Annotated in this window: 22 protein-coding genes; 2 read left to right on the top strand and 20 right to left on the bottom strand. The window is 42.4% G+C overall.

The features are described from left to right. Positions 1-9: 9 nt before the first annotated feature. The 9 genes from hflC to ACH6CZ_RS00595 all read right to left on the bottom strand — a co-directional run bounded on the left by hflC (position 10) and on the right by ACH6CZ_RS00595 (position 9648). Positions 10-966 carry a protease modulator HflC gene (gene hflC, locus ACH6CZ_RS00635; RefSeq protein ID WP_374095514.1) on the bottom strand — a complete coding sequence of 319 codons (957 nt, stop codon included), beginning with the start codon at positions 964-966 and terminating at the stop codon, positions 10-12. Continuing rightward, positions 956-1927: an FtsH protease activity modulator HflK gene (hflK, locus tag ACH6CZ_RS00630; RefSeq protein ID WP_374095513.1), complete on the bottom strand. Its 972-nt coding sequence runs from the start codon at positions 1925-1927 to the stop codon at positions 956-958. Before hflK ends, hflC begins: the two co-directional genes overlap by 11 nt. Before the next feature lie 216 nt (positions 1928-2143). Further along, the gene (gene pnpS, locus ACH6CZ_RS00625) at positions 2144-3907 is read right to left on the bottom strand and encodes a two-component system histidine kinase PnpS (protein WP_374096484.1); all 1764 of its coding nucleotides are present in this window, start codon (positions 3905-3907) and stop codon (positions 2144-2146) included. A gap of 2 nt (positions 3908-3909) precedes the next feature. Then, a complete protein-coding gene (locus ACH6CZ_RS00620; RefSeq protein WP_374095512.1) occupies positions 3910-4626 on the bottom strand; it encodes a response regulator transcription factor in 717 nt (238 codons plus the stop codon). A gap of 184 nt (positions 4627-4810) precedes the next feature. Continuing rightward, positions 4811-5287 carry a MaoC/PaaZ C-terminal domain-containing protein gene (locus ACH6CZ_RS00615; RefSeq protein ID WP_374095511.1) on the bottom strand — a complete coding sequence of 159 codons (477 nt, stop codon included), beginning with the start codon at positions 5285-5287 and terminating at the stop codon, positions 4811-4813. 157 nt (positions 5288-5444) lie between these two features. Next, a complete protein-coding gene (mdh, locus tag ACH6CZ_RS00610) occupies positions 5445-6389 on the bottom strand; it encodes a malate dehydrogenase (RefSeq protein WP_374095510.1) in 945 nt (314 codons plus the stop codon). A gap of 62 nt (positions 6390-6451) precedes the next feature. After that, positions 6452-7720, bottom strand: a complete 1269-nt coding sequence (gene icd, locus ACH6CZ_RS00605; RefSeq protein ID WP_374095509.1) for an NADP-dependent isocitrate dehydrogenase — start codon at positions 7718-7720, stop codon at positions 6452-6454. A gap of 112 nt (positions 7721-7832) precedes the next feature. Continuing rightward, complete coding sequence (citZ, locus tag ACH6CZ_RS00600; RefSeq protein ID WP_374095508.1) at positions 7833-8948, bottom strand: citrate synthase; 1116 nt, start codon at positions 8946-8948, stop codon at positions 7833-7835. 229 nt (positions 8949-9177) lie between these two features. Then, complete coding sequence (locus ACH6CZ_RS00595; RefSeq protein WP_374095507.1) at positions 9178-9648, bottom strand: DUF441 domain-containing protein; 471 nt, start codon at positions 9646-9648, stop codon at positions 9178-9180. A gap of 47 nt (positions 9649-9695) precedes the next feature. Between ACH6CZ_RS00595 and ACH6CZ_RS00590 the strand changes: the two genes are divergently transcribed. Then, entirely contained in the window at positions 9696-10763 is a 1068-nt protein-coding gene (locus ACH6CZ_RS00590) for an AI-2E family transporter (protein ID WP_374095506.1), read from the top strand. 30 nt (positions 10764-10793) lie between these two features. On the opposite strand, the gene ACH6CZ_RS00585 is transcribed toward ACH6CZ_RS00590, so the two are convergent. The 9 genes from ACH6CZ_RS00585 to ACH6CZ_RS00545 all read right to left on the bottom strand — a co-directional run bounded on the left by ACH6CZ_RS00585 (position 10794) and on the right by ACH6CZ_RS00545 (position 22391). Beyond that, positions 10794-11183, bottom strand: a complete 390-nt coding sequence (locus ACH6CZ_RS00585; RefSeq protein WP_374095505.1) for an FxsA family protein — start codon at positions 11181-11183, stop codon at positions 10794-10796. Positions 11184-11288: 105 nt separating this feature from the next. Next, positions 11289-13049, bottom strand: a complete 1761-nt coding sequence (pyk, locus tag ACH6CZ_RS00580) for a pyruvate kinase (protein WP_374095504.1) — start codon at positions 13047-13049, stop codon at positions 11289-11291. Positions 13050-13070: 21 nt separating this feature from the next. Then, positions 13071-14030: a 6-phosphofructokinase gene (gene pfkA / locus ACH6CZ_RS00575; RefSeq protein WP_374095503.1), complete on the bottom strand. Its 960-nt coding sequence runs from the start codon at positions 14028-14030 to the stop codon at positions 13071-13073. 298 nt (positions 14031-14328) lie between these two features. Then, on the bottom strand, positions 14329-15291 hold the full coding sequence (accA, locus tag ACH6CZ_RS00570; protein ID WP_374096483.1) for an acetyl-CoA carboxylase carboxyl transferase subunit alpha: 963 nt from the start codon (positions 15289-15291) through the stop codon (positions 14329-14331). Next, entirely contained in the window at positions 15285-16145 is an 861-nt protein-coding gene (accD, locus tag ACH6CZ_RS00565) for an acetyl-CoA carboxylase, carboxyltransferase subunit beta (RefSeq protein ID WP_374095502.1), read from the bottom strand. Before accD ends, accA begins: the two co-directional genes overlap by 7 nt. A 13-nt stretch (positions 16146-16158) precedes the next feature. Continuing rightward, complete coding sequence (locus ACH6CZ_RS00560) at positions 16159-16773, bottom strand: FadR/GntR family transcriptional regulator (protein ID WP_374095501.1); 615 nt, start codon at positions 16771-16773, stop codon at positions 16159-16161. A gap of 7 nt (positions 16774-16780) precedes the next feature. Beyond that, the gene (ystJ, locus tag ACH6CZ_RS00555; protein WP_374095500.1) at positions 16781-18019 is read right to left on the bottom strand and encodes an NADP-dependent malic enzyme; all 1239 of its coding nucleotides are present in this window, start codon (positions 18017-18019) and stop codon (positions 16781-16783) included. A 97-nt stretch (positions 18020-18116) separates the two neighbouring features. Further along, the gene (gene dnaE, locus ACH6CZ_RS00550; RefSeq protein WP_374095499.1) at positions 18117-21425 is read right to left on the bottom strand and encodes a DNA polymerase III subunit alpha; all 3309 of its coding nucleotides are present in this window, start codon (positions 21423-21425) and stop codon (positions 18117-18119) included. 30 nt (positions 21426-21455) lie between these two features. Beyond that, positions 21456-22391, bottom strand: coding sequence for a DHH family phosphoesterase (locus ACH6CZ_RS00545; protein ID WP_374095498.1), 936 nt, complete (start codon positions 22389-22391; stop codon positions 21456-21458). Positions 22392-22471: 80 nt separating this feature from the next. Here ACH6CZ_RS00545 and ACH6CZ_RS00540 point away from each other — a divergent pair, with 80 nt between their 5' ends. Continuing rightward, positions 22472-22792, top strand: coding sequence for a YtpI family protein (locus ACH6CZ_RS00540; RefSeq protein WP_374095497.1), 321 nt, complete (start codon positions 22472-22474; stop codon positions 22790-22792). Positions 22793-22835: 43 nt separating this feature from the next. On the opposite strand, the gene ACH6CZ_RS00535 is transcribed toward ACH6CZ_RS00540, so the two are convergent. After that, positions 22836-24146, bottom strand: coding sequence for a DRTGG domain-containing protein (locus ACH6CZ_RS00535; protein WP_374095496.1), 1311 nt, complete (start codon positions 24144-24146; stop codon positions 22836-22838). Positions 24147-24467: 321 nt separating this feature from the next. Next, entirely contained in the window at positions 24468-25148 is a 681-nt protein-coding gene (locus ACH6CZ_RS00530) for a metal-dependent hydrolase (RefSeq protein WP_374095495.1), read from the bottom strand. Positions 25149-25153 lie beyond the last annotated feature (5 nt).

The following is a 25153-nucleotide window of genomic DNA, read 5'->3' as shown; positions in this document are numbered from 1 at the left end:
CAGCGAGTCTTATTCTGTTATGCCCTGGAGCAGAGACGCATAAGGCGAATCCGAAGGCAGTATAATCATTGTTTCATCGTTAACTGTTGTCTTATAAGATTCAAGTGTTCTATACAATTCATAAAACTCAGGATCTTTCGAGAATGCTTCATTATATACTCTTGCTGCAGCCGCTTCACCTTCTGCACGGATAACATCCGCGTCAGCGTTTGCGGTCGCAAGAAGCTCTCTTACCTCCTTATCTGTGTTCGCTTCAATTCTGTTTTTATTCGCATCACCCGTTGAAAGGTATTCTTGTGCTTTTGACTGCCGCTCTGAAATCATCCTTGTAAATACAGATTCTTCATTCGCCTGCGGAAGATTAGTCTGCTTCATCCGGACATCCACTACTTCAATACCAAACTGTTCCCGATCAAGCAGTTCATTTACCCGCTCAGTTACACGATCGTTCAGACTGCCTCTTGATGACTTTTCATCATTAATAATCTGATCATAATTTAATTGACCAAGTTCAGAGCGGACAACAGAATATATATATTCCTCCATTCTGGATTCTGCATTAATCATTGTACCTGCATTTGAAATCATATTAATTGGATCTGTAATGCGCCAGACAGAATAATTATCAATAATAATTCTCTTTTTATCCATAGTATTTATTTCCGCTTCTGACACATCATACGTCATCTGATACTTTGGCAGTGTAGAGACTGATTGGACAAATGGTATTTTCACATTTATACCCGGTTTATCAATGATATCAATTACTTCTCCAAATTGGCGTACTACGCGGTACTCACCCTCTTTGACGATAAACACATTTAAGAGTGCTGTAATCAAGAGGACCAGTAACAGGCCGATGATTACAAAAACTTTCGTGTATCTTTTCCATTCAATTTCTGCCTTAGGTTTGTTCGTTTTTGGCTTTTTGCTGAATTCAAATATTTTATTCTGATCATTGTCCATTCGCAGATTCCTCGCTTTCTTCAGTGACAGCTGGTGGCTGTTGCTGACGATCTGGCTGCAAAGGCAGATATTTCATCGTACCACCATCATCGTTCATGATATAAAGCTTGGTACCCGGCAGAACCTGTTCGAGCGTTTCGAGCGTTAGACGCTTCCTGGTGATATCCGGATTGTTCTGGTACTCAGTAAAAATTTCATTGAAGATCGCAATATCTCCACGTGCCTGTTCTATCCTTGATGCCCTTTCCCCTTCAGCTCTTGAAATGATGGCGTCTTTTTCACCCTCAGCTTCATTTACTTTTTGGTTGCGATATTTATTTGCTTCATTTTCTTTCGTAATCATTGTTTCCCGCGCATCTGTAACTGCAGTAAACGCTTTACGGACTTCTTCATTCGGCAGCTCTACATCTTGAAGCTGAACTGCCTGTATTGAAACACCAATTTCATATTTTTCGATCAGTGATGCCAGCAGCTCTCTTACATCTGCTTCAATTTCAGCTTTACCTGAAGTTAATGCATCATCAATTGTCGAGCTCCCAATTATACTTCTGATAGAAGCTGAAGTTGCATCATACAGCACTTCTTTTGGATCTTCTGCGTTAAATAAATAATCTCTTGGTTCTGTAATTTTCCACTGAACTACAAGATCGGTCAGGACTATATTTTCATCTCCTGTAATCATCACTGTTTCTTCAGGAAATGATTGAATTTCTCCATCTTCCTCTTCATAACCAAATTGCAAACTGAATGTTTCCTTTGATAATATTTCTACCTGCTGAATTGGCCAGGGCAGTTTAAATTTAAGTCCGGATTCGGTAATGGTTTCATTGGCTTCACCAAACGTCAGGACAAGTGCCTGTTCTGACTCATCCACTGTATACCATGACGTGAAAAGAACAACTAATAATAGTGCGGACCCCACGACAATCCCTATACCGGCAATAATTCGCCTGATACTCATCTTAATCTTCCTTTCTGTATGTATTAACTCTTTTACGTCAATTGTTACAAAAAAGTTTCATATTTTTCAATTCATATAGAAAAAAGCGTGAACGGGGTCTGTTCACGCTTTTCATGGGGTTCCCTGGATGAAGGGGTTTTCACTTAGTATCTTATCAATGAATTATTAACTCACTGTCATGTTAATGTAAATTCCATGTAAAGATTCACATTCCTGCTACTTATTCACTTTTAGAGGCAATGTAATTGTGAAAATCGTCCCTTTTTCAGGCTCACTTTCAACAGTGATTTCACCATTATGGACTTCAATAATATGCTTAACGATTGCAAGCCCCAGTCCGGTTCCGCCAGAATTTCTGCTGCGCGCTTTATCCACTCTGTAAAAGCGCTCAAAAATACGAGACAGCTCTTCCTTCTCCATTCCAATTCCGCGATCGATAAATTGCAGCTGAATACTGTTTTTAAGCTTTTTAGACTGAACAGTAATATCTGCATTTGCATAGGAGTATGTTAAAGCATTTGTCAGTAAGTTAATAAATACCTGCTTCAGCCGGTCTGAATCTCCTTCAATCATCAGCGGTTTTTTCAGATCCAGCTGAATGTTGATATTTTTTTCGCTTGCTTTATGCGTCATCATAACTGAAACGTCCTCTATCAGCTCTGCTACATCAACCTGACTAAGCGTTAATTTAAATCCCTGCTGCTCAACTCTTGATAGTTCGAGCAGATCCTGTATCAGCATCTGCAAACGATCGCTTTCTTTTGCAATGATATGAAGAAATGATTCGAGCGCCCCTTTATCATTCATCGCGCCATCAAGCAAAGTCTCTGTAAAGCCTTTGATCGAAGTGATTGGTGTCTTTACTTCATGTGACACATTTGCCACAAAATCTTTTCTCATCTGTTCAAGCTTTTTCAACTCAGAAATATCGTGAAAGACAAGGACAATCCCCTGCCAAGCACTTCGTTCCCCGATAATTGGCGCTCCATATACTTCCAGGTGCTTATGCGGAAGTGTCTCTTCAATCAGAATCTGTTTTCTGACACGCTGCTCTGTTAAGAAAACTTCTTCAGCCAGCGCATTCACCTGTTTATTTTTAAAGACATCAACATAACTCTCGTTTAGGACATCTTCAATTTTCGAATGAAAGAAACTCAGAAACGGTCGATTGACAAGTACAATATACCCCTGCTTATCAATCATGATCAATCCGCTTCCCATATTCTCAATCAATGTTCTCAGACGGTCCTGCTGAACGGATTGCTCACTGACCATTTCCTGCAGGTTTCTCGCAAGAATATTGATCGCATTACTTAACATACCCGTTTCATCAGCTCTGTCTTCAAATGTTCGTGCCTTATAATTTCCTTTTGCAAGCTGAATGGCTACCTCAGTTGCTGATTCGATCGGCTTTGTATATTGATTAGTGATTCTTGCACCGATATAGATAATCATTCCAAGCGCAGCACCAAGCGTAAGCGCAAGGATCAGCCAAATCTGTCGGTAGACGTTTTCAAGATTGTCAAAGGATGCTGCCAGTACAACGTATCCACTTTCAGAGCCTGTTTCCACACTGCTGATATAATAAAAGCTGCTGTCATCCGTATCAGCCGGGAATCTCACAATACCATTTGAAGGACGAGGCAGGGAGTTATCAATCTCATCCAGCATGACGCTATGGTCGACATCAGAGATCGCCCGTCCGGAATCGTATACCACTTCAGTATCTTCAGTTAAAATTGTGATTCTTGTCTCCAGCACTCCGCTCAGTTCATCAAATAATTCGGACCTTAATTCATTAAATGACGGTTCACGTTCAGTCTGGTTGATCACAATATTCATTTCTTTTTCGATCCTTGAGTGCAGTGCGTTCAGGTAGTAGGACTTAACCAATTCCCCAATAATAATGCCTAAGCCCACCAGCACTAACACGATCAGCGTAATTAACGCAAACAGCAGCCGGCCTTTAAAAGATGTCAGCTTCACGTTACTTTCGGCTTCTCCATTTTGTAGCCAAGACCCCTGATGGTTTTAATGTAGACCGGCTTTTTCGTATTTTCTTCGATTTTTTCACGCAAGTGACTGATGTGCACATCTACAATTCTGGTATCACCTGCGAAATCATAATTCCAGACAGTTTGTAAAAGCTGGTCCCTTGTTAACACGCGTCCTTTATTTTCAATTAAATATACGAGTAATTCAAATTCCTTTGGCGTCAGATCAATCTGTTCACCCTTGTAATACGCCTCATACTGCTCAGGAAAAACTTTCACTTCACCAAGCTCGATAAAATCCTCTTCAATCTCTATTTCAGGTTCTTTCACTTCTATACGTCCTGACCTGCGAAGGATTGCTTTTACTCTTGCAACGACTTCACGTGGACTGAAAGGTTTTGTCATATAATCATCTGCGCCCAGTTCAAGTCCGAGCACTTTATCAAATTCTTCATCTTTTGCAGTCAGCATGATGATTGGAATGTGAATCTGCTTTTGTCGAAGCTGTTTGCACACTTCAATTCCATCCATTACAGGAAGCATCAGATCAAGCACCAGCAGATCAGGGTGCTCATTTTCTACGAGTTCAATCCCTTCTGCGCCGTCATAGGCTGTTAAAACTTCATAGCCTGACTGTTCCAAGTTATACTTTAACAGTGTTACGATCGACTGTTCGTCGTCTACTACAAGTACTTTTTTCTTCATTATAACCCTCCAGAAGCTAGTATTAACCCCAGATCATCCGATTCCATTATAGTACATATTCATTAGGGATGGCGATTTTATTATGTAAATTGCAAAGTATAAGTTGACCGCTGATGGTCTACGCTTCAGCTATGTAGAAATAAACTGTATTACAATCATAAAAAAAAGACCTTATAGGCCTTTTTTAAAAGTTTTCGAGTGCTGAGCTGTTGAATTTTTGGAGTTTGTCGGGTGGGCAGACGACGACCGTTCCTGAGATGACGGTGTCTCCGCTTTCGTCGGTTCCTCGGACGCTGATTTCGACTTCTGATTTTGGACGGTCAATGGCTTTGATTTCAAAGATGTAATCAACTGTCGCATAATGGTAGAGCGGTTTCGGGAAGCTCAGGTTGTGGCTTTTAATATGTGATCCCGGTCCTGGCATATATTTTGAAACGGCTGACGTGACAAATCCTGTCAGCATGATTGTTGGGACAATCGGTTTTTTATATGAAGTCTGTGAAGCATAGTCGTGCTGGATATATAACGGGTTTGAGTCGTTTGTTAACCCTAGAAACAGCAGCAGGTCTTTGTCTTCAATTTTTTCAGTAAGCGTTAGTTTTTCTCCGATAGACATTTCTTCAATCTGACGGCCTATTTTTCTTTTTTTCCCTAGTAACATGGTGATTCCCCCTTGATGACTTTGATCATAACCCCTAAGTTTTTATAAAAATCTTAATCCTCTGTCTTCATTATAAAGGATGAACCTTAGATTAAAGAAGCGTTTTATCTCACTTTGCAAAAAAGGAACTGCCCGGTTCAGCAGTTCCACCTTATATTCAAGTTGATGATAATGCGCTCATTACACTGCGTACAGAGTCTGCAGATTTTTGAAGCTGTGTTTTTTCTTCCTCTGTCAGGTCAAGCTCAATGATCTTTTCGATCCCCTTGCCTCCAAGAACGGTTGGCACGCCAAGGTAGATGCCATCAAAGCCGTATTCACCTTCTAGATAGGCAACTGACGGTAATACACGCTTTTGATTTTTTAAGATCGCTTCAGTCATTTCCATCAGAGCTGCAGCCGGCGCATAGTATGCTGAACCATTACCAAGCAGTGAGACAATTTCACCGCCGCCTTTTCTTGTGCGCTCGATGATTTCCTCAAGGCGTTCTTTAGGAATTAATTTTTCAAGCGGAACACCGCCTGCATTTGAATAGCGCGTCAGTGGTACCATGTCATCTCCATGACCACCTAGCACAAACCCCTGGATATCCTTTACAGATAAACCGAGCTCTTCGGCTACAAATGTGTTAAATCTTGCTGTATCCAGTACACCGGATTGTCCAATTACACGTTCTTTTGGAAAACCGGATTCTTTAAATACTGTATATGTCATGGCATCAACTGGATTTGATAATACAAGGATGGTTGTATCAGGTGAATGCTTTACAATTTCAGCAGTTACTGATTTCATGATTTTTTCATTCGTCTTAACAAGATCATCACGGCTCATGCCCGGCTTTCTTGGCAGACCCGCAGTGATAATGACAACGTCAGATCCCGCTGTATCTGCATAATCAGATGTACCTTTAATGGTTACGTCATAACCAAATACAGGACTCGCTTCAAGCATATCAAGCGCCTTACCTTTTGTTGGCCCTTCATTTTGAGGAATGTCTACAAGCACAATATCTCCGAGTTCTTTCTGAGCTAAAAACAATGCAGTGGTTGCACCGGTAAAGCCCGCTCCAACGACCGAGATTTTACTACGTGTGAATGCCATTTCAAATTCCTCCCAGTGTAAAATGATGTAGTTAAAGGCCGGCAAATGCCGGCCTGATTGTCTTACATATTTTCAATTAATGCAGATCCGAATTCTGAACACTTCACTTCTGTAGCGCCATCCATCAGACGTGCAAAGTCATACGTTACAACTTTAGATGCAATTGTTTTCTCCATTGATTTAGAGATCAGGTTTGCAGCTTCGTTCCAGCCAAGGTGCTCAAGAAGAAGTACACCTGAAAGAATCACTGAAGACGGATTAACTTTATCAAGACCAGCATATTTTGGAGCTGTTCCGTGCGTTGCTTCAAAGATTGCATGTCCTGTATCGTAGTTAATGTTTGCACCAGGTGCGATTCCGATACCGCCAACCTGAGCTGCAAGTGCGTCAGAGATGTAATCTCCGTTCAGGTTCATTGTTGCTACTACATCGAACTCAGCAGGGCGAGTCAGGATCTGCTGAAGGAAGATATCAGCGATTGAATCTTTCACGATGATTTTTCCAGCTGCTTCAGCATCACTCTGTGCTTTGTTTGCAGCATCTGTACCCTGCTCATCTTTGATCTGATCATACTGATTCCAAGTAAATACTTTATCTCCGAATTCACGCTCAGCAAGATCGTAACCCCAGCGCTTGAATGCACCTTCAGTAAACTTCATGATGTTCCCTTTGTGTACAAGTGTTACTGATTTACGGCCTTCAGTCAGTGCATAGTTAATTGCCGCACGGACAAGACGCTCTGTACCTTCTTTAGATACAGGTTTCACACCGATACCAGCAGTATCAGGGAAGCGGATATTTGTAGCGCCCATTTCATCCTGAAGGAAATTGATCAGCTTTTTCACTTCATCTGATCCTTCAGCAAATTCGATACCTGCATAGATATCCTCAGTGTTTTCACGGAAGATCACCATATCTGTATCTTCAGGACGCTTTACCGGTGAAGGTACACCTTCAAAGTAACGCACTGGACGCAGGCAAGTGAACAAGTCAAGCTGCTGACGAAGTGCTACGTTCAGTGAACGGATTCCTCCGCCGATTGGTGTCGTAAGAGGCCCTTTGATTGCGATGAAATACTCATTGATCGCATCAAGTGTTGCCTGTGGAAGCCATTCACCAGTCTGGTCAAAAGCTTTCTGACCTGCAAGTACTTCTTTCCATTCAATTTTCTTTTCACCGTTATATGCTTTTTCAACTGCTGCGTCTAATACGCGCTGTGCAGAAGCCCAGATATCCGGGCCTGTACCGTCACCTTCAATAAAAGGTACGATTGGATTGTTTGGCACTTGAAGATTACCGTTTGATACTGAAATTTTTTCACCTTGTGTCATAAGTCTTTCCCTCCAAATATCATTGGCCGGGGGCTGACGGAGTACATCAACCCCTCAGGCTTTCATTACTATTACATCAGTTATCAGCGAGTTTGTAAAATGTTCTGTGAAATTATCGTTTTTCCACCGGTACATATTCCTGCATGCCAGGACCAGTGTATTCTGCTCTTGGACGAATCAGACGGTTGTTTGAATACTGCTCAAGAATATGAGCTAACCAGCCGGATACACGGCTTACTGCAAAGATTGGCGTGAATAGATCATGGTCAATCCCAAGACTGTGGTAAACAGATGCTGAATAGAAGTCCACGTTTGGCGGAAGTTTCTTTTCAGACGTCACGATTTCTTCGATCTTGACAGACATCTCATACCATTTTGATTCTCCGCGAAGTTCAGTCAGTTTTTTAGACATTTCACGCAGGTGTTTCGCACGAGGATCGCCCTGCTGGTATACGCGGTGACCGAAGCCCATGATTTTCTCTTTATTTTCAAGCTTTTTACGGATCACAGACTCAACGTTTTCAACTGAACCAATTTCAGTTAATGTCTTCATAACCTGCTCATTCGCCCCACCGTGAAGTGGTCCTTTTAATGCGCCGATTGCAGCAGTTACACCTGAATAAACATCAGATAGTGTCGCTACACATACACGCGCTGTAAACGTTGAAGCATTCAGCTCGTGGTCAGCATGAAGCACAAGTGCTTTATTCATTGCTTCCACTTCAATATCTTCAGGCATTTCGCCATTCATCATATAAAGGAAGTTTGCAGCGAAGCTTAAGTCAGCCTTAGGTGCAATCGGTTCCTGACCTTTGCGGATGCGCGCAAAAGCAGTCACGATTGTTGCGATCTTCGCCTGTAGACGAACTGCTTTACGGTAGTTAGCTGCTTCTTCCATCACGTCTGCCTCTTCATCAAACAGGCCAAGCGCTGATACTGCTGTACGGACAGCAGCCATCGGATGAATATTGTTAACAGGCATCGCTTTAATCTGTGCAATCACTTCGTCAGGAATTGCCATATTATCAGCAAGCTGCTGCTTAAGCTCTGAAAGCTCATTTTCTTTTGGCAGACGTAAGTGCCAAAGCAGATAAATGATTTCTTCAAAGCTCGCATTTTCAGTTAAATCGTCGATATTGTAACCAACGTATGTAAGTGTGTCATCAATAATTGAGCTGATCGATGAAGTAGTTGCTACAACGTTTTCTAAACCTCTCGTTGCTGTCATAAACAAATCTCTCCTTTTAATCTTAGTTGTTGTATTTAAAGCCGGACCGGCATTTAAAATACGGATTTGACATCACATAAAAACTGAGCGGTTGCTCAGTCAGCTGACAGAATGAAATTCGTCATTGCGGATGCGCTTACATTGTCCATTATAATCAATAATCAGAACTTTGTGAATGAAAACGCATTAATTTGCCGGGATTAATTTAATTTGACGAAATTTGACATAGCTAAAAAACTTTAGAAACCCATTCGAAAATTTTCATCGCGCTATAGGCGATCCCTGCTCCAATTAGCGGTCCTACGGCAATTCCATTAAACAATGCAACCGCCAGAATGGTTCCGAATACGAGCGCAACTGTAATATGAGGGTCTTCCTGCAGCAGGGAAATCCCCCCTTTTGCGATGAGTGCAACGGCAATACCTGAAGCGAGCGCAATCCACGCATAAGGTGACTTTACCGCATCAGTCAACTCTTTAAACCCAATCGCTCCGCTTGCAATCGGTGCGAGTACTGCAATGGTAATAATGGTAACACCCCAGTTAATTCCCTTTCCCTGAATAAATGCAAAAATCTTTTCATCAGCACCTGCAACTTTTAATAGGATAAGAAAAAGTACTGCAATCATCAGTGAGTTGTTTTTGGCAAAAAAACCGATTGCCAGTAATAAAATTAAAAATATCATTGCCGGATTAATCATGTTCAAACCTCCACATTCATTTTGACTTAATACAGGAGGACAAGCCAGTGATAAAACGATGTATACATGTTCTGATCATCACTTTTTTCATTCTGTTCATTTCCCGCATAGTCTTGATTTATTTACTGCCTTTTATCATCGGCGCACTGCTTTCAATTCTCTTATACCCAATTATTAGACTTCTGTTTGAATACGTAAAGCTTCCCTATAAACTGAGTGTCCTCCTTGGAATCATTGCCTGTATGATTACAGGACCTCTTATGCTGTATGGCTGCTTCATCCTTCTTAAGAATGAATTGGTCTATTTGCTGACGCATTTGCCACATTATACGACAGCTTTATTATCTTTATTTCAACATACCATACAAAACTTCCCTGCATTCCTGCATGATTTGACGCATCCTTATCTTACACACGGACATTTATCCACGTTGATTGAGGAAATAGAACAGCTGTTACTTGAATCAGGAAAACAACTAATTACAGGCACGTCAAAATTTGCAGGAAATCTTCCATCGTATATATTCTCTATTGGCATCATGCTGATTGCAGCTTACTATATACTATCTGATTTTAAATCCTGGCAAAAGAAGCTGCCTGACAAGTGGATTGAACAGTTCGGACTGATACGTGAATTAGGCCTGAAAGAAGCTGGCTCTTATTTCTTATCACAGATTCTGCTTTCTGTATTTACTTTTATCATTACGCTGACGGGGTTATTGATACTCGGAACACCCCACCCTTTTTTATTCGCGCTATTATCTGCTGCACTCGATTTTGTTCCTCTTGCAGGTTCATTGCTGCTGTTCCTGCCGCTTAGCGTCTTTTATCTGGTACAAGCAGATCCACTTCACGCAGCAGGTGCTGCTGTTATTTATGTGGCAGTTGTCTTGGTCAGACAGGTTGCCGAACCAAAGATTATTGGAGACAGAATGGGGCTGCATCCTTTAGCTGCGCTCATGGTGCTGTACACTTCTGTCAATCTCCTTGGATTAAAAGGGCTGATCTTAACACCCTTTTTTATGATTGTTATTTCAGTATTAATGAAAATCAGATTGTTTCCTGCAATCTGGCGTTATATTGCAACGGGAGAACATCCATTTATTAAACATTGATTGAAAAAAACACACAGCAGCTGCTGTGTGTTATGGTCTGTGAATAATAACATTCCCATTTCTCATTTTCCTCTGAATCCATTTATAGATAAGCGGCTTCACTAATTTTCTTGTCGCAGGGACGAGCAGGAAGAAACCGATCGCATCTGTAATAAACCCGGGTGTCAGCAATACAACACCACCAATTAGAATGCATAATCCATCGATCACCGCATCACCTGGACCATCATCAAACACCGTCATATTCTGTACTTTTTTCAAGGCCTGCAGCCCCTGGGACTTAGCGAGATATGCCCCCAAAACACCTGTTAAGATAATCAATAGAACTGTCGGAATAACACCAATCAGGTTGCCGGCACTGATCAGGATTGCGATCTCAAGTGCAGGAACAATGATAATTAAAAGCATGAGCCATTTCACAAGGAATATCTCCTTTCAACATTACGCGCTATCTCTATTTTAGCACAATCTGAAGCATATTAAAAAAACCTGAACGGGTAAACCGCTCAGGCTTTTTAATATTACTTACAGTACGCTTGCGTGTCCGTTATAAACAACGCCGCGTTCAGCGTCAACTGTTACTTCCTGTCCGTCAGAGAAAGTAGCTACTGCGTTATCCACTCCAACGATTACAGGTAAACCAAGGTTCAGTCCGACAACTGCAGCATGACTTGTGAGTCCGCCTTCTTCAACGATTAGTGCAGAACATTTTTCGATGGCAGGCATCATTTCTTTGTCTGTGCCGATTGTAACCAGAATTGATCCTTCTGTTACTTTATCCAGTGCTTCTTTTGCATTTGAAGCTGTTACCACTTTTCCGAATCCTGACTTGCGTCCGATTCCCTGACCCTTTGCAAGTACGTCACCTACAATGTGGATCTTCATCAGATTCGTTGTACCTGATTCTCCAACCGGTACACCTGCAGTGATAACAACAAGGTCACCGTGCTTCACACATCCGCTGTTTAAGCTTTCTGTAACTGCCATATCCAGCATTTCATCCGTTGATTCAGTCTTCGCTCCAACCTGAGGATATACGCCCCATACAAGCGCAAGACGTCTTGATACAGATGAGTCAGCTGTCACTGCAACAATTGTTGCTTCAGGACGGTATTTAGAAATCATTTTAGCAGTGTGACCACTTTCAGTTGGCGCGATAATCGCGTTCACTTCAAGGTTTAATGCTGTATGCGCAACAGCCTGGCCAATTGCATCAGTCATATTACGTTCAAAACGCTTGCTGCGCTTAGAAAGGATCGCTTTATAATCAAGTGCTTCTTCTGCTCTTGACGCAATGTTATTCATTGTCTGAACAGATTCTACCGGGTAATCACCAGCCGCTGTTTCACCAGACAGCATAATTGCATCAGTGCCATCAAAGATTGCGTTCGCTACGTCAGAAGCTTCAGCACGCGTTGGGCGCGGGTTACGCTGCATTGAATCAAGCATTTGTGTCGCTGTAATAACCGGCTTGCCTACAGCATTACATTTACGGATCAGCTGTTTTTGAACCAATGGTACTTCTTCAGCGGGAATTTCAACACCAAGGTCACCACGGGCAACCATCAGACCGTCAGAAACCTGAAGGATCTCATCAATGTTGTCTACGCCTTCCTGGTTTTCAATCTTAGGAATGATGTTGATTTTTGGAGAACCGTTCTTCTCAAGAAGCTCACGGATTTCCATTACATCAGATGCACGGCGAACGAATGATGCGGCGATAAAGTCTACACCCTGTTCAATACCGAAAAGAATGTCATTCGCATCCTTGTCAGTGATACCAGGAAGATTGACTGAAACGCCAGGTACGTTTACACCTTTTTTGTTTTTCAGTGTGCCTGTGTTCATGATTTTTGTTCTGATTTCACCAGCACTCTTATCAATTGAAAGGACTTCAAGTCCAATCAGACCATCATCAAGAAGAATTTTTGAACCTTCGTGTACATCGTTCACAAGGTCGCCGTAGGTAATTGAGAATTTCTCAGTTGTCCCTACTACTTCTTCCATAGATACGATAACCTCGTTACCTGCAACAAGCTCAATCGCACCGTTTTCCATTGTGTTCGTGCGGATTTCAGGACCTTTTGTATCTAGAAGAATCCCTACGTTTTTACCTAGTTTCGCTGCAGCTTCACGGATATTTTTAATTCTTGCACCGTGCTCATCGAAATCTCCGTGGGAGAAGTTCAAACGCGCTACATTCATTCCAGCTTCCATCAGTTGTGTCAGCTTTTCAATACTCTCACTTGCCGGTCCGATCGTACATACAATTTTAGTTTTTCTCATTTGTTTACCTCCTGAAATCAATTAAATAGATAGTTCCTGTGATAGGCGGTAAAGATCAACGTCCGCTTTATGCTCCATCTTCAGTGCTTCAATAATATCATAATCAACAAGTTCATTTCGCTGAATACCTACAGCGCGTCCACCCTTGTCTTCCATTAACAGTTCAACAGCACGTGCACCGAGGCGGCTTGCAAGCACACGGTCTGAAGCGGTTGGTGAACCTCCGCGCTGCATATGTCCAAGGACTGATACTCTCGTATCCACACCTGTTTTTTCTTTCATTAGGGCAGCAAATTCTCCGCCTGACATCACGCCTTCAGCTACAATAATAATACTGTGCTTCTTACCGCGTGCATGACCTTTCTTAATCTTATCCACAACCTTTTCAAGGTTATATGGATCTTCAGGAATCAGGATTGATTCAGCACCACCTGATAGTCCTGACCAGAGCGCAATATCCCCGGCATTTCTGCCCATCACTTCAATGATAAACGTACGCTCATGTGAAGTCGCTGTGTCACGGATCTTATCAATTGCGTCAATGACTGTATTCAGTGCTGTGTCAAAACCGATTGTGAAATCAGTACCTGGAATATCATTATCAATCGTTCCAGGAACACCTACACACGGATATCCATGTTCAGTCAGCGCTTTTGCGCCCATATAAGAACCATCTCCACCGATAACGACAAGACCTTCAATACCGAATTTCTTTAGTTGTTCAATCCCTTTTTTCTGTCCTTCACGTGTTTTAAATTCTTCACATCGCGCAGAATAAAGCTTCGTTCCCCCGCGGTGAATAATATCACCTACAGAACCAAGCTCAAGCTTTTCAATATTTCCGGAAATTAACCCCTGATACCCCTGGTAAATTCCGTATACTTCAAGACCATGATAGATGGCTTTACGCACGACTGCTCTGATTGCAGGGTTCATACCCGGAGCATCTCCACCACTGGTCAGTACGCCAATTTTTTTCATTTTGATGTTCCCACCTTTAATTGAAAAATTATGTTAACTATTTCACAGAAATAGTGTTCCGAAGTTGGATGTACAAGTTCGTTTTCATCCTTTTAAAAATAACATGAAGACGTTTTGTTCTCAATCATAAGCTTAAGGTCTCACACATTCTTCTTGAGTGAATAAACATGTAAACGCTTAAACGTTTATAATTGTACACATTTTTGACACATAATAACCTGATTGTTCCTTTATTTTATTGTTTACACATCTCACAAAAGAAAAAACCTTTTCAGAAAAGATCTGAAAAGGTTTTTGATCAAACGGTTTCTTTTGTAAATTCTCCAATTGACTGAAATTTATCATATCGCTGTGCGACTAAAGACGCTTCATCAAATTGAGATAGTTCCTTAAGAGATGCCAACAGTACCTGGTCAATCGCTGATGCCTGCTGCTTAATATCTTTGTGCGCCCCGCCTTTTACTTCAGGAATAATCTCATCTATGATACCCATTTCCTTCAGATCCGGTGCGGTAATTTTCATTGACTCAGCTGCCTGTTTTGCAAGCCCTGCATCCTTCCAGAGAATTGATGCAGCTCCTTCAGGAGAGATGACTGAGTAAGTTGAATTCTCAAGCATATGCAGGTGATTTCCGACACCGAGCGCAAGCGCACCACCGCTTCCACCCTCACCGATGACAATACATACAACAGGTACAGTGAGGCCGGCCATTTCAAAGAGGTTCCGCGCAATTGCTTCACTCTGCCCGCGTTCTTCAGCCGCTTTACCCGGGTATGCACCTTTCGTATCAATAAAGCAGATAATCGGACGGTTAAACTTTTCAGCCTGTTTCATCAGGCGCAGCGCTTTACGGTAGCCTTCAGGGTGAGGCATACCGAAATTCCGCTTAATATTTTCTTTTGTATCTTTACCTCTTTGATGACCAATGACTGTGACTGCGTTCCCTTTATATCTGGCAATCCCGCCAACAATCGCGTGATCATCACCATATAGACGGTCACCATGCATTTCCATGAAGTCTTCGAAGAGCTCTTCTATGTACTCAAGCGCTGTCGGACGTTCAGGATGACGTGCAAGCTGTACACGGTCCCATGGTTTAATAGATGAATACACTTCAGCTTCAAGACGAGCCAGGCGATCTTCGAGCTTCGCGATTTCTTCGCTCAGATCAACCTCTGAATCCGCTGTAAATGCCTTCAGTTCATTGATTTTTTCCCGCAATTGATTAAGCGGTTTTTCAAATTCCAATTCATTCACCAGGATGCTCCCCCTTTGTTATGAAGCGAAAGAAGCACGCTTAATTTTTCTTTCATTTCAAGACGCGTGATGACCTGATCAAGCTGTCCATGCTCCATCAGGAATTCAGCTGTCTGGAAGTCTTCAGGCAGCTTCTCTCTGATCGTCTGCTCAATAATTCTTCTTCCGGCAAAACCAATCAAAGCACCGGGTTCTGCAAAGTTATAGTCACCAAGAGATGCAAAACTTGCAGATACGCCTCCTGTAGTCGGATGTGTCATGACTGATACAATCAAGCCGCCTTTATCACTGAAACGCTTCAAGGCTGTACTTGTTTTTGCCATCTGCATAAGCGATAGAACGCCTTCCTGCATTCTTGCGCCGCCACTCGCTGTAAAGATAATAAAAGGCAGGTTCTGTTCTTCAGCGGTTCTGACAGCCTCAGCAATTTTTTCACCAACCACTGACCCCATACTGCCCATTCTGAACGTTGAGTCCATAATCGTCAGGACTGTTTTTTCACCGTTGATTGTGCATGTCCCTGTTACGACTGCTTCATTCAGGCCGGTCTTTTTCTTATCCTTTTCAAGCTTTTCAAGGTAATCCGGAAAGTCCAGCGGATTTTGTGATGACAGCTGATGGTTAAACTCCTGAAAAGAACCCTCGTCTGCGAGACATTCAATTCTTTCAGCAGCATTCATCGGGTGGTGGTAGCCACACTGCAGACAAACTTTATGATTTTTATAGATTTCTTTTGTATAAATGATTTTTTTACATTTTGGGCACTTTGTTAATATTCCTTCCGGTACATCGTTTTTATCATGTTCAGACGGAATCGTTGCATACTTTTTCTTTTTTGCAAATATATCCTTCAGCAACCTGTCTTCCTCCCTAGTCATTTTCTATAAGTGTCATCAGATTCAGTGACGCCTCATGATCGTTTGAAATTAAATACTGATAAAAATCAGACATGAATTGATCCGTTAATAAAATCCCGTTCTTATTTTCAGTGCTGCAAAAATCATTCAGGATCAGCCAGATTTTCACGTACAGCTGATTTCCACCTGCCAGAACGATTTCCCGCATTAAATCCGGAAACGTCCGCAATTCCGATTTTTTATACTTGTCAAAGAGATGGTCATATAAGCGGAGCCTATCATCCTTTGAAGAAGTCAGCACACGCCTTGTGGCATCCTCTTCAAGCCAGACCTTTACTTCTGCTACATCATTGACAGCACGGCTTTCCTGCAGGATAAACATTCCTAACAGATCGATCAGGTGATGATCTCTGAAATCTCTGAGGAAAGTGCCCTCTCCTCTTCTCGTTTCAATTAACCCCAGCAGCTCAAGCGCTCTTAACGCTTCTCTTACAGAAGAGCGTGCAACGCCGAATCGCTCCGACAGTTCACGCTCTGATGGAATTCTGCTGCCGGCTGAAAGACGATCTTCTCTAATCATATCCCTGATCTGATGGACAACAGATATATATCTTTTATGCTCATTCAAATGCCTGTCACTCGCTTTTTCCAATTTGGGATAAGCGCGCAGTTTTTTCTCTTACTTCTTCCGGATCTACTTTAATTCTTGCTACACCCGTTTCCATTGCAGCATTTGCAACACGTGAAGCAACAGCTGGTGCTACGCGCGGATCGAATGGCGCAGGAATCACGTAATCTGCATTTATTTCATCTTCTGCTATTAAAGAAGCGATTGCTTCAACTGCTGCAATCTTCATCTTCTCATTAATATGTGTCGCTCTTACATCTAATGCGCCTCTGAAAATACCAGGAAACGCAAGGACGTTGTTAACCTGATTAGGGAAATCTGAGCGTCCTGTCCCGACTACTTTCGCCCCATTTGCTTTTGCAAGTGCAGGCATAATCTCCGGTACAGGATTTGCCATTGCAAAAATAATTGAGTCATCATTCATTTTCTGAACCATTTCTTCAGTCAGTGCACCTGCGACAGATACACCAATAAAGACATCTGCTCCTTCAATCACGTCATCTAGAGAACCTTCAAGACGTTCTCTATTAGTGATCTTAGCAACATTATGTTTGACCTCATTCATACCGTATGGACGTCCTTCATAGATCGCACCCTTAGAATCACACATAATGATATCTCTTACACCATAGCTATATAAAAGTTTAATAATCGCAATGCCGGCAGCTCCTGCTCCGTTCATTACGACCCTGATTGAAGAGAATTCCTTATTTGTAATCTTAAGAGCATTCACAAGACCCGCTACCGTAACAATCGCAGTTCCGTGCTGATCATCGTGAAAAATCGGGATATTGGTTTCTTTTTTCAGACGCTCTTCAATTTCAAAACATCTTGGTGCTGCAATATCCTCAAGATTTACACCGCCAAATGTCGGTTCCATCAGTTTCACTGTTTCTACAATTTTATCAATCTCAGTTGTATTCAGACAGATTGGAAATGCATCTACGCCTGCAAAGCTTTTGAAAAGTACTGCTTTCCCTTCCATTACCGGCAGTGAAGCTTCAGGTCCGATATTCCCAAGACCAAGTACAGCTGTACCATCCGACACGACTGCAACCATGTTCCCCTTCATTGTATAATCATATACCGTCTCCGGTTTATCATAAATTTCTTTACATGGTTCTGCTACACCAGGTGAATATGCGAGGCTGAGTTCCTCTGCATTTCTCACTAATACTTTCGATTTCGACTCCAGTTTCCCCTGATTCACTCTGTGCATATGCAGCGCTTCATCTCGTAATGACAAAGAACTTCACTCCTATTTTTTGGGTTACCCCTTTATTTAACAATTGGTCAGACCACATTCTTATTCACTATAACAAAAACAATTCAACATTTGCAATTTATTGTTCGACGATATTTTCATTTCCCAGCAGCTGAATCAACCGGTCTAACAGGCTTTGTCCTGCTTCTACACCCTCAATATTCAATTTTCGTTTGCTACCGGTTCCTGCATCGTAGACCACTACGGGTGTGCTTCCGGGGAACTGTCTGCAGAATTGATCAATCATGTCAAAAGTATCTTTTGATTCCATTGTTTCCGGAATTCTTAAAAAGAGCGTTTTAGGATTTTTTATTTCTTTGTATTGAGCAGCAGGTACAGCATGCTGAACAACGAATTGATTCTTCCCGTTCCGCTCCTCTGTTTTTCCTGTGAGTACTGCAGTGATTCCTTTTTGAATGACTGACGACTGTTTTCTGAACACGTCAGGAAAAACAACGCCATCCATATCACCTGTCTCATCGCTTAATGTGACAAAGCACATATTTTCCCCTTTTTTCGTTCTGATGACCCGCACTTCACCAATCAATGCCCCGATGGTTCCTTTTGTACCCGGCTTCGCCTCATCGATCCTGATCGCACCGGAACGATTGAGCATATCGCGATAGACGGAAACAGGATGAGATGATAAATAAATGCCGAGCACTTCTTTCTCGTGCGCTAACTTCTGCTCATCTGGCATCGGAGACGCTTTCGCATGCTTTGGTTTGATTTCAAGATCTTCAAACAGGCTTCCTTCTCCCTGCACGAGGCCCGCATGGTTAATGGCAATTTCAATAGAAGCAAGCAGAACTGACCGGTCCTGTCCAAAACCATCAAGTGCGCCTGAAAAAATCAGCGGCTCGAGCAGCTTCCGATTTACAAGCTTCGGATTCAGCCTGCTGCACAGATCAAAGAAGTCACGAAAAGGCATGTCTGCTCTGACGCTGATAATTTCTTCAGCTGCCGCTTTATTCATTCCCTTAATTGCACTCAGGCTGTAAATGATCTTTCCATGATCACCTTTAAAATAACGCATACTCTTATTGATATCAGGCGGCATGACTTTAATAGAAAGATTTCTGCATTCTTTTATATATTGAGCTGTCTTATCTTCATTTCCAGTAGCAGTTGTCATCAGCGATGCCATAAATGCAACTGGGTAATGCGTCTTCAGATAAGCAAGCTGATAACCGATTTTACTGTATGCGACCGCATGACTTCTATTAAAACCATAGTCGGCAAACCTGACGATCAGATCGTAAAGCTCATTTGCTGCATCATTTGTGTATCCATTTTTGACTGCCCCGTCAGTAAACCTTTTTCTTTCTCGGTCAAGATCCTGCTTTTTCTTTTTACTGACAGCTCTTCTTAACACATCTGCTTCACCCAGTGAAAAGCCTGCAAACTTTGAAGCAATCTCCATAATCTGCTCCTGATAGACAATGATTCCATATGTTGATGAGAGAACAGGCTCAAGGTCTTTGTGAATATAAGGAACCTGTTCATGACCGTATTTCCGCTTAATATACTGAGGAATAAATTCCATTGGTCCCGGCCGGTTCAATGCATTCACGGCTACAAGGTCTTCAAATTCTGATGGTTTCAGCGTCATCAGTACTTTTGTGACACCTTCTGCTTCAAATTGAAAAATTCCGCTTGTCCACCCTTTACCAAGCAGTTCAAAGGTTGCCTTGTCATTTTGAGGAATCGTATCAATATTGAATTGCGGTTCTGTCTGCTTCACGGTCTGAATCACTCTTTGTAAAATAGTCAGGTTTCTCAGCCCGAGATAATCCATTTTAAGTAAACCGATTTCTTCAAGTGCGCCCATTGGCCATTGAGTAATATGCGCGTATTCAGTCCCTTTTTGAAGCGGGACAACTTCTGCAAGCGGCACATCACTGATAATCACACCGGCAGCATGAACTGATGTATGCCTAGGCAGCCCTTCAAGTTTCATTGCGGTTTTGAACCATTTCTTATACCGGTCTGACTGATTCACAAATCGCTGGAGTGGCTGGGACTGATCGTACGCTTCTTTTAAGGTGATCCCGTTAATAGATGGAATCGACTTTGAGACAACCTCCATTTCACCAGAGCTCATCCCATACACTCTTGCCATATCGCGAGCGACCGCTTTTGCTGAAAGCGTACCGAACGTTGCGATCTGCGCCACTTTTTTTCTTCCGTATTTTTCAGCTGTATACTGAATAACTTCATCCCTGCGGTCATCAGGGAAGTCCAGATCAATATCAGGAAGCGTCACGCGCTCAGGATTCAGGAATCGCTCAAATAGCAGCTTATGTTCAATCGGGTCAACATGGGTAATATATAATGCATACGCAGTAAGTGAGCCTGCAGCTGATCCACGTCCCGGGCCAGCGAGAATGTGCTGTTCACGTGCAAACTTCATCACATCCCATATGATAAGAAAATAGTCGTTAAACCCCATCTGATCGATCACTTTCAGTTCATACTGCAGCCGTTGATAATATTTCTCCGTGATGTGCCCTACTCGCTTTTTTAACCCTTCTTCACATAAATGAGCAAGCACTTCTTTTTGAGTTACGTCATCCGGAACGGGAAATACAGGCAGGTGAGAAACTGAAAAGTCGATTGAAACGCGGCAGCGCTCAGCAATGCGATAAGTGTTTTCAAGTGCTTCCGGATCATCTGAAAGCTTACTTTCAACTCTCTCAGGTGATTTAAAATCATAACTGCCTTCAACCTTTACCTCATCAACTGTGAGTCCATCTCTTAATGCAATCATTGCTTCATAAGACGTTTTATCGTTTGGCTCACTGTATCTCACTTCAGAAGTGGCGGCCAATGGAATGGTTGTGTCTGATGAAAGTGAATGAAGCAGCATGTTTAATTCATCATCTTCTTTGCGCTCGAAATGTGACAGTCCCAGATAAAACTGTTCAGCACCCATGATCTTCTGAAGCTGTGTTGCACGGGCTGCAGCTTCTTCCTGATATCCCCCGATCAATAGGCTTTCAATTTCCCCTTCACTACCCGGTGTAATGGCAATCAGACCGCCAGAGTAGGCTTTTAACCATTTTTCCGGGAGCGGCTGCCCAGTTGTGGAAATGGCGCTTGAGATTTTAATCAGGTTTTTATATCCTTCGTTTGTTTCTGCAAGTAAAACAAGCGGAAATGATTGTTCATCACTTCCGCTAATATCAGCTTTCAGTCCGATAATCGGCTTAATCCCTTCTTTATGACACGCTTTGTAAAAAGGGATTACACCGTACATTGTATTGTGATCTGTCAGAGCCAGCGCAGACAGCTTTTCACGCTTCGCCAGTGCGACCAGCTCTGAAATGGATATTGTACTGCTTAGCAGACTGTAGGCACTTGTAACATGCAAATGAGTAAAAGCCATCCTTGATTCCCCTTCATCACTTATTTTGTACTACGCATTGCAGATTGCTTCAAGCTTTGCGATCACTTCATCTGCTTCAGCCCAGTTGTATATAGAGGCGCCTGCAGCAACCGGATGTCCCCCGCCGTTATATTGCTTTGCGAGTTCATTTACGATCGGTCCTTTTGAACGGAGACGTACACGAATCTCTTTTTCTTCTTCAATGAAAAATACCCACGCTCTGATTCCTTTGACACTGCCAAGCGTACTGACAAGCAGGGACGCTTCAGAAGGTGCTGCCTGAAATTCTTGGAGCTTTTCTTTTGTCAGCTTTACATATGCTGCGCCGCTTTCGGACATCTGAAAGTTCTGTAATACATATCCCTGAAGCTTTAATACATGCGCTTCCATTTCATAAAGGGAATTGTACAGAACAGATCTGTCAAAATCATATTTGATTAATTCCCCTGCGTAATCAAATGTTTTTTGTGTTGTACTTGGATATAAAAAGCGCCCTGTATCTCCAACGATCCCTGCATAGATGAGCCTTGCTGCAGCATCAGACATTTTTAACCCTTCATTCTTCCCGCTCAGATAAAGTTCATAGATCATCTCACTTGCTGAGCTTGCTGAAGTATCGACCCATAGCAGATCACCATAGGCATCTTCATTTGGATGATGATCAATTTTAATGACTTTACTTCCATTCTTGTATCTCTGATCGTCGATTCTATCAGTGTTTGCTGTATCACAAACGATAATCAGTGCATCTTGAAAGTCTTCATCTTTTAACTCGTCAAGAGTATGCAGAAATGCAAGTGTAGGCTCAGCTGTACCTGTTGTATAGACTTTCTTCTCTGGAAATGAGGCCTTAATTAATTCTGCAAGTCCTGCCTGGGAACCGTATGCATCAGGATCCGGTCTTACATGTCTATGTAGAATGATTTTGTCATATTGCTTAATTTGTTCAATAATTTGTTCTTTCAATGTCTGTCACTCCCTGAATTAGTGGAATTTAACCTGATTAGCCTTTACAATAATAGTAGTTTATTATTGGAGGAATCAAAATGGCAATATTAGTTTTCTTGATCATTATGTCCGGAGTTGCTTACCTTTATTTTAAGACCAAGCAGATCCGTACTCCCCGTCCCGTTGAAAAAGCCTGGCAGAAAAGCCGCGCTGGAATGGCACTGGGTGCAGGAATGGGATTAATCGGTCTGAATACACTTTTCTTATTTAACTTTGAACTTGCAACAGACCTGATCTTTACTTATATCATCGCACTTATATTTATCGTGATCGGTTTTTCTAGTGCGTGGATTCGTTATAAAGCCTATAAGCATTATACGCCTTTACTGGCGGAAGAGGAAAATAACTGGGACCGCTAATTGTCTTCCCAACACAGAAACCGGCTGATATCAGCCGGTTTCATTATTTTTCTAGTAGCTGACACATCATCATTGCCTTACCGACAAGGGTGCCTTCACTGAAAACTTCAACATCCACTTTCCCGAATTTACGCCCGACATCAAGCAGCTTCGGTACGATCTCAAGCGTACTTTCCATCTGAACCGGCTTAATGAAATAGATTGTGATATTTTCAACGACTAGATCACTGCGCTTATATTCTTTTAGCAGCTGGTTTGCTGACTCAGTAACGAGTGTTGTAAATACACCGTATGAAATGGCACCAAGATGGTTGGTCATCTGGGGCGTTACCTGGAAAGTCTGATGTTTGTTTTCCATTTTTTTAATTTGGAGTTCTTTCAAAATTAAGTCATCAATGGTTTCACCCATCTGAGGCTGACGCTGAATCATTTGCATGGCCTTCAGCACATCCTGTCTGCTGATTACCCCCTGAAGCTGGTGTGCTTCATTTACGACTGGCAGAAGCTCAATTCCTTCCCAGATCATAATATGTGCAGCAGAAGCCACACTGGTTTTAGCATTGACAGTCAAAGGATATTTTGTCATCACTTTTTCAAGAAGTTCATCTTTTCCACGTCCGAGGATATCTTTTGCTGTAACCATACCGGTTACTTTAAGAGACGTTGCATCCACGACTGGAAAGCGGCTGTGATGTGTATCTTTATTTAACTCTTCCCATTCCCTTATCGTTGACCTGGATGTCAGGTAATAAGACTTTTCAAGCGGGATCAGAATATCATCTACAAGCACGATTTCTTTTTTGATCATCTGATCATAGATCGCACGGTTAATCATGGCTGCCACTGTAAAAGTGTCATAGCTTGTGGAAATGACAGGAAGCTCCAGATCATCTGCAAGTTTTTTCACAGGTTCTTCTGCGTCAAATCCGCCTGTAATCAAAACGGCTGCGCCTGCATTCAGTGCGTATTCATGCGCTTTAGTTCGGTTCCCCACAATGAGCAGATTCCCTGCCTCAGTGTACCGCATCATCGCTTCAAGCTTCATTGCACCGATTACAAATTTATTCAGTGTTTTGTGAAGTCCTGTACGGCCGCCGACTACATGCCCATCTACGATATTAACCACTTCGGCATATGTAAGCCGCTCAATATTTTCACGGACCTTTTTCTCTATTCTGATTGTGCCGACACGCTCTATTGTACTGACCATGCCTTTATTTTCTGCTTCCTTTATCGCCCGGTAGGCTGTGCCTTCACTGACGGACATGTGTTTTGCTACCTGTCTGACTGAGATTTTGTTTCCGACAGGCAGGGATTCTATGTGTTGTAGTATTTGTTCATGTTTTGTAGCCAATCGCTAATCCCCGCTTTCTGCTTCCTGTGTTCGTTCCTTTATTATAACCGCAGTGGTAAGAAAGGTTCAAATCAACATTTGAATTCATAAGATGCCTTCAATAGTCTGGCAGGTGGTTGGAGCTACAGGGGGACGATTTCCACGTGAGCCGTTTCGTGGCTCCGGTTCACTCGGACCTCCTCGGCTTTGCCTGCGGGGTCTCACCTGTCCGTCATATCCGGTTGGAGTCGCCCCCTTCCGCTCCAACCACCTGCTATGCAATTAAATCGTTTAATTTCCCAAAATAAAAAGATGCGCTGTCATGCGCATCTTCAGATCAATTTATAGTTGCACGCTATCTCCTGCATGCATCATTTTGCCCTGTTCGTTTTTGAGCATGTTGATGAACTTTTCAGGGTCCTGTTTGATTGGCGGGAATGTGTTGTAGTGGATCGGGACGACTTGTTTTGCCTGAAGCAGTTCTGCAGCATAGGCCGCATCGTCAGGTCCCATTGTAAAGTTGTCACCAATCGGCAGGAATGCGAGATCGATCTGGTGTCTGTCACCGATTAATTTCATATCGCCAAATAGCGCTGTGTCTCCGGCGTGATAGACTGTTTTTTCTTCTGCCATAAAGAGAACGCCCGCCGGCATACCTGTATAAATAATCTGATTATCTTCTGTTGTATAAGATGATCCGTGAAATGCCTGTGTGAATTTCACTTTTCCAAATTCAAATTCATAGGCACCGCCAATATGCATCGGGTGCGTGTTAAGTCCCTGCATCTCCATGTAATTTGCGAGTTCAAATGGTGCAATCACAAGTGCTTCACTGCGTTTCGCGATTTCTACTGTGTCGCCCACATGATCGTTATGTCCATGTGTCAGAATGATGACATCAGGGTTCTGATCATCTGCTTTCAGATCAGTCTGGTCATTTCCATTAATAAAAGGATCAATCAGAATCGTCTTTCCGTTTGTTTCAATTTTAATAATTGAATGTCCATGGTAAGAAATTTTCATTGTTA

This window comes from Jeotgalibacillus sp. JSM ZJ347, assembly GCF_044383825.1.
GTDB lineage: Bacteria > Bacillota > Bacilli > Bacillales > Jeotgalibacillaceae > Jeotgalibacillus.
Note: the sequence above shows the minus strand (reverse complement) of the source record. Positions and strands in the feature narration are given on the sequence as shown.